The sequence below is a fragment of the Pseudomonas sp. UBA6315 genome (genome assembly GCF_002438125.1).
Lineage (GTDB): Bacteria > Pseudomonadota > Gammaproteobacteria > Pseudomonadales > Pseudomonadaceae > Aquipseudomonas > Aquipseudomonas faucium.
Genome location: NZ_DJTF01000108.1, coordinates 1 through 12,561 on the forward strand (window position 1 = coordinate 1; position 12,561 = coordinate 12,561).

The 12,561-nt window shown below is 65.6% G+C and carries 13 protein-coding genes; 10 read left to right on the forward strand and 3 right to left on the reverse strand.

Going from position 1 to position 12,561, the window contains the following annotated elements; genetic code table 11:
• Positions 1 to 178 precede the first annotated feature (178 nt).
• The 7 genes from B3E94_RS13550 to rsd all read left to right on the forward strand — a co-directional run bounded on the left by B3E94_RS13550 (position 179) and on the right by rsd (position 6,621).
• Positions 179 to 922, forward strand: a complete 744-nt coding sequence (locus B3E94_RS13550; RefSeq protein ID WP_176511409.1) for a LytR/AlgR family response regulator transcription factor — start codon at positions 179 to 181, stop codon at positions 920 to 922.
• A gap of 188 nt (positions 923 to 1,110) precedes the next feature.
• Positions 1,111 to 2,052 carry a hydroxymethylbilane synthase gene (hemC, locus tag B3E94_RS13555; RefSeq protein ID WP_286913896.1) on the forward strand — a complete coding sequence of 314 codons (942 nt, stop codon included), beginning with the start codon at positions 1,111 to 1,113 and terminating at the stop codon, positions 2,050 to 2,052.
• Entirely contained in the window at positions 2,049 to 2,816 is a 768-nt protein-coding gene (locus B3E94_RS13560) for a uroporphyrinogen-III synthase (RefSeq protein ID WP_286913897.1), read from the forward strand. The genes hemC and B3E94_RS13560 overlap by 4 nt, the downstream gene beginning before the upstream one ends.
• A gap of 45 nt (positions 2,817 to 2,861) precedes the next feature.
• On the forward strand, positions 2,862 to 3,962 hold the full coding sequence (locus tag B3E94_RS13565; RefSeq protein WP_286913898.1) for a uroporphyrinogen-III C-methyltransferase: 1,101 nt from the start codon (positions 2,862 to 2,864) through the stop codon (positions 3,960 to 3,962).
• Complete coding sequence (locus B3E94_RS13570) at positions 3,959 to 5,197, forward strand: heme biosynthesis protein HemY (RefSeq protein WP_176511413.1); 1,239 nt, start codon at positions 3,959 to 3,961, stop codon at positions 5,195 to 5,197. The genes B3E94_RS13565 and B3E94_RS13570 overlap by 4 nt, the downstream gene beginning before the upstream one ends.
• A gap of 218 nt (positions 5,198 to 5,415) precedes the next feature.
• Complete coding sequence (locus B3E94_RS13575; RefSeq protein WP_286913899.1) at positions 5,416 to 5,919, forward strand: disulfide bond formation protein B; 504 nt, start codon at positions 5,416 to 5,418, stop codon at positions 5,917 to 5,919.
• Between the two features lie 231 nt (positions 5,920 to 6,150).
• Positions 6,151 to 6,621 (forward strand): sigma D regulator, encoded by a 471-nt coding sequence (gene rsd / locus B3E94_RS13580; protein WP_176511415.1) that lies wholly within the window; start codon positions 6,151 to 6,153, stop codon positions 6,619 to 6,621.
• An 8-nt stretch (positions 6,622 to 6,629) separates the two neighbouring features.
• Here the strand turns inward: rsd and B3E94_RS13585 are convergent, their stop codons facing one another.
• Positions 6,630 to 7,295: an FKBP-type peptidyl-prolyl cis-trans isomerase gene (locus B3E94_RS13585; protein WP_286913900.1), complete on the reverse strand. Its 666-nt coding sequence runs from the start codon at positions 7,293 to 7,295 to the stop codon at positions 6,630 to 6,632.
• A gap of 214 nt (positions 7,296 to 7,509) precedes the next feature.
• Between B3E94_RS13585 and B3E94_RS13590 the strand changes: the two genes are divergently transcribed.
• Positions 7,510 to 8,526: an AlgP family protein gene (locus B3E94_RS13590; RefSeq protein ID WP_286913901.1), complete on the forward strand. Its 1,017-nt coding sequence runs from the start codon at positions 7,510 to 7,512 to the stop codon at positions 8,524 to 8,526.
• On the opposite strand, the gene B3E94_RS13595 is transcribed toward B3E94_RS13590, so the two are convergent.
• Positions 8,502 to 8,984, reverse strand: coding sequence for a TIGR02444 family protein (locus B3E94_RS13595; RefSeq protein ID WP_286913902.1), 483 nt, complete (start codon positions 8,982 to 8,984; stop codon positions 8,502 to 8,504). The two genes, B3E94_RS13590 and B3E94_RS13595, sit on opposite strands and share 25 nt — an antisense overlap.
• 50 nt (positions 8,985 to 9,034) lie before the next feature.
• Between B3E94_RS13595 and B3E94_RS13600 the strand changes: the two genes are divergently transcribed.
• Both B3E94_RS13600 and B3E94_RS13605 read left to right on the forward strand, forming a co-directional pair.
• Positions 9,035 to 10,945 (forward strand): ATP-binding cassette domain-containing protein, encoded by a 1,911-nt coding sequence (locus B3E94_RS13600; protein WP_176511419.1) that lies wholly within the window; start codon positions 9,035 to 9,037, stop codon positions 10,943 to 10,945.
• A 195-nt stretch (positions 10,946 to 11,140) separates the two neighbouring features.
• Positions 11,141 to 11,773, forward strand: a complete 633-nt coding sequence (locus B3E94_RS13605) for a LysE family transporter (RefSeq protein ID WP_176511420.1) — start codon at positions 11,141 to 11,143, stop codon at positions 11,771 to 11,773.
• A 33-nt stretch (positions 11,774 to 11,806) separates the two neighbouring features.
• On the opposite strand, the gene B3E94_RS13610 is transcribed toward B3E94_RS13605, so the two are convergent.
• Positions 11,807 to 12,559 (reverse strand): slipin family protein, encoded by a 753-nt coding sequence (locus B3E94_RS13610; RefSeq protein ID WP_176511421.1) that lies wholly within the window; start codon positions 12,557 to 12,559, stop codon positions 11,807 to 11,809.
• Between the last annotated feature and the right edge of the window lie 2 nt (positions 12,560 to 12,561).

Here is a 12,561-nt window from a genome sequence, read left to right on the forward strand (position 1 = left end):
CGATTGAACGGCAGTGTTCCACGGACCGTCTACAGTTGGACAAAGGACTGGCAGTGAATCTGCCGGCTCAGTGAATCTTTGGCCTTCGTATCGGTCTAGAGCGTGACCGCAGTGTCGCTCGACCTGCATCTGTCTACGCTATACCTGTGCGAGACTCACTCAGGAATCCAGAGCAATTATGAATGTCCTGATCGTTGATGATGAACCCCAAGCCCGTGAACGCCTGACGCGGTTGTTCGGGGAACTGGAGGGGTACACCGTGCTGGAGCCCAGCGCCACCAACGGCGAGGAGGCCCTGGCACTGATCGAAAGCCACAAGCCCGATGTAGTTCTGCTGGACATCGGCATGCCAGGCCTGGATGGCCTGCAGGTCGCGGCTCGCCTGTGCGAACGCGAGGCGCCGCCGTCGGTGGTGTTCTGCACCGGTGACGACGAATACGGTGCCGAGGCTTTCAAGGACAGTACCCTCAGCCATGTAACCAAGCCGATCCAGCCCCAGGCGCTGCGCGATGCGCTGCGCAAAGCGGAAAAACCCAACCGTGGCCAGCTTGCCGCGCTGACCCGGCCAGGCAGCGAAGGCGGCGGCCCGCGCAGCCATATCAGTGCGCGCACGCGCAAGGGCATCGAGCTGATCCCGTTGCCGCAGGTGATCTATTTCATCGCCGACCACAAGTACGTGACCCTGCGCCACGAAGCCGGCGAGGTGCTGCTCGATGAGCCGCTCAAGGCCCTGGAGGACGAGTTCGGCGATCGCTTTGTGCGCATCCACCGCAACGCCCTGGTCGCCCGCGAACGGATCGAACGCCTGCAGCGCACGCCGCTCGGGCATTTCCAGCTGTACCTCAAGGGCCTGGACGGTGACGCCCTGACCGTCAGCCGCCGGCACGTGGCGGGCGTGCGCAAGATGATGCAGACCCTCTGAACAGGGTCTGCGCACCTTTGGCAGGCGCGGCCTTGTGTCGGCAAAGGGTCGCGCAGCAGCTCCAGAATTGATGCTTCATCTCATATGGCCCGGGGCTGCTGCGCAGCCCTTTCGCGACGCAAGGCCGCTCCTACAGGCGCCGACGGAGCTGTTATCATCGGCGGCATTCCTAAGCATTGGGGCGCTCCATGTCCACTCGCGAAATCCGCATTGCCACCCGTAAAAGTGCCTTGGCCCTGTGGCAGGCCGAATACGTCAAAGCCCGCCTCGAGCAGGCGCACCCTGGCCTGCTGGTCACCCTGGTACCCATGGTCAGCCGTGGCGACAAGCTGCTCGATGCGCCGCTGGCGAAAATCGGCGGCAAGGGCCTGTTCGTCAAGGAGCTGGAAACCGCCCTGCTGGACAACGAAGCCGACATCGCCGTGCATTCGATGAAGGACGTGCCCATGGACTTCCCCGAAGGCCTGGGCCTGTACTGCATCTGCGAGCGCGAAGACCCGCGCGATGCCTTCGTCTCCAACCACTTCGCCAGCCTCGATGCCCTGCCGGCAGGCAGCATCGTCGGCACTTCCAGCCTGCGCCGCCAGGCCCAGCTGCTGGCGCGCCGGCCGGACCTGAAAATCCGCTTCCTGCGGGGCAACGTCAACACGCGCCTGGCCAAGCTCGATGCCGGCGAGTACGACGCGATCATCCTCGCGGCGGCCGGGCTGATCCGCCTGGGCTTCGAGCAGCGCATCACCGACAGCATCAGCGTCGACGACAGCCTGCCGGCGGGCGGGCAGGGCGCGGTGGGTATCGAATGCCGCAGCGCCGACAGCGAGATCCACGCCCTGCTGGCGCCGCTGCACCACCTCGATACCGCCGACCGGGTCGTGGCCGAACGTGCCTTGAACAAGCGCCTGAATGGCGGCTGCCAGGTGCCGATCGCCTGCTACGCCGTGCTCGAAGGCGAGCAGCTGTGGCTGCGTGGCCTGGTCGGCCAGCCGAGCGGCGGCACCCTGCTGGTGGCTGACGCCCGCGCCCCGCGCAGCAACGCCGAAGCCTTGGGTGTGCAGGTTGCCGAAGACCTGCTGGGGCAGGGCGCCGAGGCCATCCTCAAGGAAGTCTACGGCGAGGCCGGGCATCCGTGAGCCAGTGGCGGCTGTTGCTGACACGCCCCGCCGATGATTGCGCGGCACTGGCCCAGAGCCTTGCCGCCGCCGGGGTCGCCAGCAGCAGCTTGCCGTTGCTGGCCATCGAGCCGGTCGAGCTGGATGCGCCGCAGCGTCAGACGCTGGCCGCGCTGGGGCAGTACCAGGCGCGGATCGTGGTCAGCAAGCCGGCCGCCAGGCTGCTTCTCGAGCATCTGGCGCAAAACGCGCTGCAGCCCCCGGCAAAGGGCTGGTTCAGCGTAGGCGAAGCGACGGCGGCGGTGCTGCAGGAGGCGGGCCTGCAAGTGGCCTGCCCTGCCCAGGGGGATGACAGTGAAGCCTTGCTGGCCCTGCCGGCGCTGCGAGAGGCCGTGGCCGTTGCCGCGCCGCGGGCGTTGATCGTTCGCGGTGTCGGAGGTCGTGAACTGCTGGCCGAGCGTCTTGCAGAGCAAGGTGCTAGTGTCGATTATCTGGAACTGTATCGCCGCTGCCTGCCGAACTACCCGCAGGGCACGTTGCTGCGCCGCATCGAAGCGGAACGCCTCAATGGCCTGGTGGTCAGCAGTGGGCAGGGTCTTGAACACTTGCAGCAGCTGGCGGGTGCCGATTGGCCGCGCTTGGCGCAGCTTGCGTTGTTCGTGCCCAGCCCGCGGGTGGCCGAACAGGCCCGGGCCGCAGGGGCCCAACAGGTTGTGGATTGCCGTGGTGCCAGTGCCACGGCCTTGCTGGCAGCCGTGCAGCGCAGCGCTGCACCTGCCTCTTAAGGCGCTAAGCTCAGAGCGGTGCGCCCCCATGCAAAGGATGGATACGTGAGCGAAACTGTCTTGTCGAACAATGATCAGCCGTCGGCCCAGGAGCCGGCGCAACCGGTTACCACCCCGCCCGCCAAACGCTCTGGCAGCGGCCTGGCCTTGCTGGCGCTGCTGGTGGGCGCCGCTGGGGTGGCGGTAGGCGGCTGGGGTGTCTGGCAGGTGCGGCAGCTGCAAGGCAGTGAAGTGAACCAGGGCCAGCACCTGGAGGCGCTGAGCCAGCGCGCTGCGGCGCTGCAGCAGCGCGAACAGCAGATCAGCGCCCAGCTGGCCAGCCTGCCGGCCGCCAGCGAGCTGGAAGACCGCCGCCGCCTGGTGACGCAACTGCAAGGCGACCAGCAGCGGCTCAGCCAGCGCCTGGAAACCGTGCTTGGCGAGAGCCGCAAGGAGTGGCGCCTGGCCGAGGCCGAGCACCTGCTGCGTTTGGCGACCCTGCGCCTCTCGGCGTTGCAGGACATCACCAGTGCCAAGGCACTGGTCGAAGGCGCCGACGAGATCCTGCGCGAACAGAGCGACCCGGGCGCCTACGCCGCCCGCGAGCAGCTTGCGCGCAGCCTGGCAACGCTCAACAACACCCAGCAACCGGACCGCACCGGGTTGTTCCTCAAGCTGGCAGCCCAGCGCGACCTGGTGCAGCAGCTCAGTGCCCAGTCGCCTGAATTCGACAGCAACGCCGATGCGCTCGGTGCCCTGACCGCCGATGGCGATGGCGCCAGCCGCCTGTCGCAGTGGTGGGCCGAGATCTCCAAGTACTTCCAGATCGACTTCGACGCCGACGACAATGTGCGCCCGCTGCTGGCCGGGCAGTCGCTCAACCAGTTGCGCCTGGCCCTGAGCCTGACCATCGAGCAGGCCCAGTGGGCGGCGCTCAACGGCGAGGCCAAGGTCTACACCCAGGCCCTGGACGATGCGCGCAGCGTGCTGCTGGCCAACTTCAACGCCGACAACGCGCAGAGCAAGGCCATGCTCGACAGCCTCAATGCGCTGGCCGAGCAGCCGGTCTCGGTGGTCACCCCTGACCTGAGCGAGAGCCTGGCCGCGGTGCAGGCCTACATCCAGCGTCGCCACCTGCCGGCCGACAGCGAAGGGGGCAAGCCATGAAGCGTGTCTACCTGCTGGCGGTGCTGGCGATCGTGATCGCCGCGGCGCTGGGCATCGCGGTGGCCAAGCACAGTGGCTACGTGCTGCTGTCGTATGGCAGCTTCCGCTACCAGTCCGGGCTGTGGGCCGCGCTCGCCGCGCTGGTCGCCATCGTCGCGGTGCTGTGGCTGCTGCGTTACCTGGTCGGCCTGGTGCTGACCTCCAGCGGCGTGGTCAACCCCTGGTCGCGGCGCAACCGCAGCCGGCGCGTGCGCATCGCCATCGAGCAGGGCCAGCTGGACCTTGCCGAAGGTCGCTGGGCCAGCGCCGAGCGCCACCTGCGCCGCGCCGCCGAGGCCGAACGCCAGCCGCTGCTGTATTACCTGGGTGCGGCCCGCGCCGCCAACGAACAAGGCCGCACGCAGGAGAGCAACGACCTGCTCGAGCGCGCCCTGGAGCGCCAACCCCAGGCCGAACTGGCCATCGCCTTGACCCATGCGCAGTTGCAGATGGACCGCGGCGAAAGCGATGGCGCGCTGGAAACCCTGCTCGCCATGCAGGAGCGCCACCCGCACAACACCCAGGTGCTGCGCTTGCTGCAGCGCCTGTACCTGGAGCGCGGCGACTGGTCGGCACTGATTCGCCTGCTGCCCGACCTGCGCAAGAGCAAGGTGCTCCCGGCCAGCGAGCTTGCTGCGCTGGAGCAGCGTGCCTGGGGCCAGAACCTGAGCCTGGCGGCCACCCGTGGCGAGGATTCGCAAAGCGCTCGCCAGTCGCTGGAACGCGCCTGGCAGCAGCTGACCGCGGCGCAGCGCCAGGAGCCACAGCTGGTGCTGGCCTATGCCGAGCAATTGCGCCAGGTCGGTGCCCAGGGTGAAGCCGAGCAGGTGCTGCGCAGCGCCCTCAAGCGCGACTACGAAAGCCACCTCGCTCGCCTGTACGGCCTGGTGCGCGGCGATGACCCGGCGCGCCAGCTGCAGGCTGCCGAAGGCTGGCTCAAGGACCACCCGCAAGACCCGAGCCTGCTGCTCACGCTCGGTCGCCTGAGCTTGCAGAACCGCCTGTGGGGCAAGGCGCGCGACTACCTCGAAAGCAGCCTGCGCATGGAACGCAACCCGGAAACCTGTGCCGAGCTTGCACGGCTGCTGGCCGGGCTGGGCGAGACCGAGCGTAGCAACCAGCTGTTCCAGGAAGGCCTGGGCCTGCTCGATGAGCGCCTGCTGGCCTTGCCATTGCCTGAAGGCGTGCGCGCCTGACCGACCCTGGGCCCGCGCCGAGGCGCGGGTTCCGGGGGCTGGTTACTTCTCCAGCGCAGCACGTTAAAGGTGCGCCATCGTTCTTAGGAAAATCCCTACAACTCAGTTTGAGATTTCCTCTGCTGCTCAGCGACTTCTCGCGCCTGTCTTGCCTTGAAACAAAGCGCGCCTTTCCTCTACCGTTTCAAACCACTTCATTCTCCGGACCTTCTACGCCCATGCCGGCCCGTCTGCGCACGTTCTTTCTTCCTGCCTGCCTGGCCTCGTTGGCAGTGCTGATTGCGTCCTTCTACCTGCAGGCAACCCTGGGCCTCACGCCATGCCCGCTGTGTTTCAGCCAGCGTGTGCTGCTGGGCGTGTATGCGCTGATCTGCTTGTGCGGGGCGGTGCATGTGCCAGGCCCGCGCGGCATTCGGCGCTATGCCTGGGCAGCGCTGGCCAGTTCGGCTTCTGGCGCGTTACTGGCGGCGCGGCATGTGTGGTTGCAGGGCGCCGACGACAAAGGCCATGTGTGCCCGCCATCGCTCTGGCAGCTGTTCGACCAGCCCTTTGGCGAAGCGGCCTGGCAGTTGCTGCTGGGCGGCCCGGGCTGCAGCTCGCTGACCTGGAGCTTTCTGGACCTGACCTTGCCCGAATGGAGTCTGCTGGCGTTCCTGCTGCTGGCGCTGCTGCCAATGGCCTGCCTGCTGGCGTATCGTTTGCGCAGCCTGGGTGAAAGTTGACCCAGCGCAAGCCTTGAGCGCCAGCGCGACCAATGGTGCTGCGCCAGGGTATTAAACACTTGTATGAACTTTGTCTGCTGCGTACCTTGATGGGCAGCACGTGCGGGAATAATCTCCCAGCACGCATACCGAAAACACAACTGCTCGATGCCGTCCTGCTGATGTCACCTTTGTGCTGCGCGGTCGTAGTGCGAGGTGCAGCGGCATCTACCCAGAAGGGAAGAGATCGCCATGCTCGATAGTTGTCAGAACGCCCAGGAACGCTGGGGCGGGGTCCATAAGCTGATCGACCGCTGGCTCGAGGAGCGCCAGGAACTGGTGGAGGCTTTCCGCGCCTTGCGCGCCGTGAAGCCAGCCTTCGCCGACAAGGACACCAACGGGGATTTTTGCGCGCTGCTGGTCGACTACGTCTCGGCGTGGCATTTCGAGGTCAGCGAGCAACTGGTCAGCGAAGCCAAGGCGTTTGGTGATACGCGGGGGCTGGAACTGGCCACGCAGATCAACCCGCGCATCGATGACAGCACGCAATTTGCATTGGCCTTCAATGACCATTGCGAAAAAGGCGAGTGCAAGGACCCTGAGCGTTTCGCCGACAAACTCACCAAGTTGGGTGGCTTGCTGCACGAGCGCTTCGAGCTCGAAGACTGCCTGATCGAAGTGCTGCACAACGCCCACAAGGAAGAAGGCGCGGTGCAGGCCTGAAGGTGGCGTCAGTCGCCGACAGCCAGCAGTTCGATCTCGAATACCAGGGGTGTGTAGGGTGCAATCAAGTCACCCGCCCCCTCGGCGCCATAGGCTTGCGCTGAAGGGATCACCAGGCGCCATTTCGCACCGACTTTCATCTGCGGCAACGCCACCTGCCAGCCTTCGATCACCGAGCCCAGGCTGAACCACTGCGGCTGTTGGCTCTGGTCGAATACCGAGCCATCCGGCAGCCTGCCGACATAGCGCACCTGCACCTTGCCATTGGCATTTGGCTGCGCGCCGTTACCGCTGCTCAGCTCGCTGTACAGCACGCCTTCGGGCAGTTCGTGCACGCCGGCGCGGGCGCGTTCATTGGCCATGAAGCGTGTTTCGACGGCCTGCAGTTTCGCCACCTCGGCCTGTTCGGCAGTGTTGCTCGCCTGTTCTTCATGCTGCTGCAATATGGCTTGCATGCGCGCCTTGTCGAGTTTCAGCGGCTGGTTCTGATAGGACTGGCGCAGCCCTTCTACCAGCGCATCCAGCTGCAGCCCCGGTACTTCCTCGCGCAGCCGCTCACCCAGGCTGGCGCCCAGGCTGTAGGCCAGGTCGGCGTCGTTGCCTGGGGCGGTATCGGGGGCGGCCAGAGCGAAGGGCGCCAACAGGCTCAGACCGAATACAAGATAACGAGGCATGCGCAACTCCAGCTCAATGAGCGATGAAGTATGCCAGCGCACCTGCGTAAATATCAGCAGCGATTTGTTAAGCAACTACACTTGCACGCAGCTGCAAGACAACAACTTTGCCCAGGCATGCAACGCGGCGCTAGCGATACTGTCCACATGCCCTAGCGGCAGTAGCAGCAGAAGCATAGTATGAGCCGCAATCTCGTCAGCCAGGAGGTAAACCATGTCGGCCAAAAAGAAGCCAGTAAGCACGCCGTTACACCTGCTCCAGCAACTTTCGGGCAGCCTGCTCGATCACTTGGAAGATGCCTGCACGCAAGCGCTGGCTGATGCGGAGAAACTGCTGGCCAAGTTGGAAAAGCAACGCGTCAAGGCGCAGGAAAAACTGCATAACGGCCGCCTGAAGTTGCAGGACGCGGCCAAGGCAGGCAAAGCCAAGGCCCAGGGCAAAGCGCAGAAAGCCATTGGCGAACTTGAAGGGTTGCTCGACTCGCTCAAAGAGCGCCAGACGCAAACCCGTACTTATATTCAGCAACTCAAGCGCGATGCCCAGGAAAGCCTGAAACTGGCCCAGGGTGTTGGCAAGGTACGCGAGTCGGCTGGCAAGGCACTGGAGCAGCGCGCGGTAGCGGCGAAGTCGGCCAAGGCTGCGGCCAAACCAGCGGCCAAGGCACCTGCAAAAGCGGCCGCCAAGCCTGCGGCCAAAGCAGCTGCTAAACCTGCAGCCAAGGCGCCAGCCCGCGCAGCAACCACTAAGGCCCCAGCGCGTACCGCAGCTGCCAAGCCGGCCGCAGCCAAGGCACCGGCCAAAGCGGCTGCAGCCAAACCCGCCGCTGCCAAAGCCACCCCGGCAAGAACCGCAGCCGCTAAACCCGCTGCCAAACCTGCTGCAGCCAAAACCGCTGCTGCCAAGCCTGCTGCGAAAGCGGCGCCGGCCAAAGCTGCAGCCGCCAAACCTGCTGCAAAACCGGTAGCGGCCAAAGCTGCAGCTGCCAAGCCTGCGGCAAAACCTGCGGCCAAGCCTGCCGCTGCCAAAGCTCCAGCCAAGCCGGCCGCCAAGCCAGCCGCAGCCAAGCCAGCAGCCAAACCTGCTGCCAAGCCAGCCGCCAAGCCGGTTGCCAGCAAGCCAGCCGAAACCAAACCGGCCACTGCGGCTACCCCAGCGACCAACTCGGCTACCCCGGCAGCACCTTCGGCCCCGGCCAGCACCCCAGCTCAGGCGCCGTCTTCGGCCTCCTGAAGCCCTGCGGCCGCGACGCGCAACTGCTCCAGCGCGTCGTGGCCACGGGCCTGGTCTGGCGCAAGCCAGGCCAGCCAATCTTGCGAGCCCGCCTGCCCACCTGCAGGCCACTGCTGCGCACACGCCTGCAGGCGCTCCAGCAACGTCCTTTCCGCTTGCATTTCCAACCCTTTCACTTGCTCCCTCAGCGCCGCCAGGTGCGGCTCGTGCTGCGCGGCTGCCCGCCACGCCTGGCGCAGGCTGCGCAGGGGCGTCACCACCTCCTGCTGCCAAGGTTCGGCAAGCGCACGCAAGGCCTGCACGCGCGCAGGGTCCGGCGTGACGCCACGCGCCTGCAACCAGGTTGCGCACAGAAGCAGGCAGACATCGCCGCCCAATGCCTGCACGTGCAAGCAGGCCGCTTCGACACCCGGCCGTGCATACAGGGCCAGGGCGTGATTCCACAGGTCGGTGTACATGATTCCACTCACGCTACGGGCCGAGGAAGCTGGTAGACTCCGCGACCATCATGATCAGACTATCCAACCTCACTTTACAGCGTGGTCCGCAGCGCTTGCTAGACGGCGCCGAGATGACCCTGCACACCGGTCACAAGGCCGGCCTGATCGGCGCCAACGGCGCCGGCAAATCCAGCCTGTTCGCCTTGCTGCGCGGCGAGCTTTCGCCCGATGGCGGCGACTGCCAGTTGCCCGGTGACTGGCGCATCGCGCACATGCGCCAGGAGGTCGACACCCTCGATCGCCTGGCCGTGGACTATGTGCTCGACGGCGATGTGCGCCTGCGCAAGGTCCAGGCCGAGCTTGCCTTGGCCGAGCAGGCCCACGACGGCACTGCCCTGGCGCGCCTGCACAGTGAGCTGGAAAGTGCCGACGGCTACACCGCCGATGCGCGAGCGCGCAAGCTGCTGGCCGGCCTTGGCTTCACCAACGAGCAGATGGACCGCCGGGTAGGCGACTTCTCCGGCGGCTGGCGGATGCGCCTGAACCTGGCCCAGGCCTTGATGTGCCCGTCCGACCTGCTGCTGCTGGACGAACCGACCAACCACCTGGACCTCGACGCCATCCTGTGGCTGGAAGACTGGCTCAAGGGCTACCCCGGCACGCTGTTGCTGATCTCCCACGACCGCGACTTCCTCGATGCCGTGGTCGACCACGTGCTGCACGTCGAGCAGCGCAAGCTCAACCTGTACAAGGGCGGCTACAGCGCCTTCGAACGCACCCGTGCCGAGCGCCTGGCGCAGCAGCAGCAAGCCTACGAGAAGCAGCAGGCCCAGCGCGCGCACATGGAAAAGTACATCGCCCGCTTCAAGGCCCAGGCCACCAAGGCCCGCCAGGCGCAGAGCCGGATCAAGGCCCTGGAGCGCATGGAAGAGCTGTCGGCGGCGCATGTCGACTCGCCGTTCGACTTCGTCTTCCGTGAGTCGCAGAAAATCTCCAGCCCGCTGCTGAGCCTGTCCGAAGGCCGGCTGGGCTATGGCGACAAGGCGATTCTGGACAAGGTCAAACTGCAGCTGGTGCCGGGTGCGCGGATCGGCCTGCTCGGCCCCAACGGCGCGGGCAAGTCGACCCTGATCAAGAACCTCGCCGGCGAGCTCGAGCCGCTGTCGGGCCGCCTGGTACGTGGCGAGAACCTTGCCGTGGGCTACTTCGCCCAGCACCAGCTCGACTCGCTGGACGACAAGGCCAGCCCGTTGCTGCACCTGCAGCGCATCGCCCCGGCCGAACGCGAGCAGACCCTGCGCGACTTCCTTGGCGGTTTCGACTTCCATGGCGACCGCGTCGACGAGCCGGTGGTGAATTTCTCCGGCGGCGAAAAGGCCCGCCTGGCCCTGGCACTGATCGCCTGGGAACGGCCAAACCTGCTGCTGCTCGACGAACCGACCAACCACCTCGACCTGGAAATGCGCCTGGCGCTGACCATGGCCTTGCAGGAATTTTCCGGGGCCGTGGTGGTGGTTTCCCACGACCGTCACCTGCTCAAGAGCACCACCGACGAGTTCCTGCTGGTGGCTGACGGCAAGGTCGACACCTTCGATGGCGACCTCGACGACTACAGCCGCTGGCTGGTCGAGTACCGCCAGCGCAGCGCGCCGGCGAGCACTGGCTCGGCCAACCCCGACAAGACCGACAAGAAGGCCCAGCGCCAGGCTGCTGCCGCCTTGCGCCAGCAACTGGCTCCGCACAAGAAGGCCGCCGACAAGCTTGAAGCCGAGCTCAACCAGGTGCATGCGCAGCTGGCCGAGATCGAGGCGGCGTTGGCTGATAGTGGGCTGTACGAGGCCGCGCGCAAGGATGAACTGCGTGACCTGCTGGCTCGCCAGACCAAGCTCAAGCAGCGCGAAGGCGAGCTTGAGGAAGGGTGGATGGAAGCGCTGGAAACCCTTGAGAGCATGCAGGCTGAGCTCGAGGCGTTGTCCTGATCCATAGGTGACATCCCATTCGCGGGGCAAGCCCGCTCCCACAGGAACATCACTGCCTTTGAATGCAGTGATGTTCCTGTGGGAGCGGGCTTGTCCCGCGAAAACGCCGGCATGGGCCTGCAAAAATATTGCTGGTCATTTTTTCACCAACCCCTTAGCTTAACGTTTTGAAACATACGTTGAGCGAGGTGTGTGATGTCGATGGAAGTGTGGTTGGGCTTCTTTGCCGCGTGTTGGGTGATCAGCCTTTCACCGGGCGCCGGGGCGATTGCCTCGATGTCCAGCGGCCTGCAGTACGGTTTCTGGCGCGGTTACTGGAACGCCCTGGGCCTGCAGCTGGGCCTGATCGTGCAGATCGCCATCATTGCCGCCGGCGTGGGCGCCATCCTCGCCGCTTCCGCCACCGCGTTCCAGGTCATCAAATGGTTCGGCGTCGCCTACCTGATCTACCTGGCCTACAAGCAATGGCGCGCTCTGCCGATGGACATGACCGAGGAATCCGGCGTGCGCCCGATCGGCAAACCGCTGAGCCTGGTGTTCCGCGGCTTCCTGGTCAACGTCAGCAACCCCAAGGCGCTGGTGTTCATGCTCGCGGTGCTGCCGCAGTTCCTCAACCCGCATGCGCCGCTGTTGCCGCAGTACATCGCGATCACGGTCACCATGATCAGCGTCGACATGCTGGTGATGGCGGGCTACACCGGGCTTGCCTCGCGGGTGCTGCGCCTGTTGCGCACGCCCAAGCAGCAGAAGCGCTTGAACCGTACCTTTGCCGGGTTGTTCATTGGCGCTGCCACCTTCCTCGCGACGTTGCGCCGCGCGCCGATCTGACCGCTTGCCAGGGGCCTTGTGAAGGCCCCTTTTTCATTTCTGCCGGTCCACCATCCCCTTGAGCAAATCCAGCGGCATCGGAAACACGATGGTCGAGCTCTTGTCCCCGGCAATCGACCCCAACGTCTGCATGTAGCGCAGCTGCATGGCCCCGGGCTCCTTGCTCAACATCTGCGCCGCCTGCATCAGCTTCTCGGAAGCCTGCAACTCGCCTTCGGCATGGATCACCTTGGCCCGCCGCTCGCGCTCCGCCTCGGCCTGGCGGGCAATGGCACGGACCATCGATTCGTTGAGGTCGACGTGCTTGATCTCGACATTGGCCACCTTGATGCCCCAGGCGTCGGTCTGCGCATCGAGCACATGGCGGATGTCCAGGTTGAGCTGCTCGCGCTCGGCCAGCAGCTCGTCCAGCTCGTGCTTGCCCAGCACCGCGCGCAGGGTGGTCTGCGCCAGCTGGCTGGTGGCAACCAGGAAGTCCTCGACCTGGATGATCGCCTTCTGTGGGTCGAGTACGCGAAAGTACAGCACGGCATTGACCTTGACCGAGACGTTGTCGCGGGTGATCACATCCTGCGGCGGCACATCCAGCACCACGGTGCGCAGGTCGACCCGCACCATCTGCTGGATCACCGGAATCAGCAGGATCAACCCCGGCCCCTTGACCTGCCAGAAGCGCCCGAGCTGGAACACCACGCCACGCTCGTACTCGCGCAGGATGCGAAAGGCCGAGAGCAACAGCATCGCCAGCACGACCAGCACGGCGCCAAAACCCACTTGCATGAACATCG

Coding starts and splice junctions, on each gene's coding strand:
- B3E94_RS13550 (WP_176511409.1), top strand. CDS start 179: ATGAATGTCCTGATCGTTGATGATGAACCCCAAGCCCGTGAACGCCTG.
- hemC (WP_286913896.1), top strand. CDS start 1,111: ATGTCCACTCGCGAAATCCGCATTGCCACCCGTAAAAGTGCCTTGGCC.
- B3E94_RS13570 (WP_176511413.1), top strand. CDS start 3,959: ATGAAGCGTGTCTACCTGCTGGCGGTGCTGGCGATCGTGATCGCCGCG.
- B3E94_RS13575 (WP_286913899.1), top strand. CDS start 5,416: ATGCCGGCCCGTCTGCGCACGTTCTTTCTTCCTGCCTGCCTGGCCTCG.
- rsd (WP_176511415.1), top strand. CDS start 6,151: ATGCTCGATAGTTGTCAGAACGCCCAGGAACGCTGGGGCGGGGTCCAT.
- B3E94_RS13585 (WP_286913900.1), bottom strand. CDS start 7,295: ATGCCTCGTTATCTTGTATTCGGTCTGAGCCTGTTGGCGCCCTTCGCT.
- B3E94_RS13590 (WP_286913901.1), top strand. CDS start 7,510: ATGTCGGCCAAAAAGAAGCCAGTAAGCACGCCGTTACACCTGCTCCAG.
- B3E94_RS13595 (WP_286913902.1), bottom strand. CDS start 8,984: ATGTACACCGACCTGTGGAATCACGCCCTGGCCCTGTATGCACGGCCG.
- B3E94_RS13600 (WP_176511419.1), top strand. CDS start 9,035: ATGATCAGACTATCCAACCTCACTTTACAGCGTGGTCCGCAGCGCTTG.
- B3E94_RS13605 (WP_176511420.1), top strand. CDS start 11,141: ATGTCGATGGAAGTGTGGTTGGGCTTCTTTGCCGCGTGTTGGGTGATC.
- B3E94_RS13610 (WP_176511421.1), bottom strand. CDS start 12,559: ATGTTCATGCAAGTGGGTTTTGGCGCCGTGCTGGTCGTGCTGGCGATG.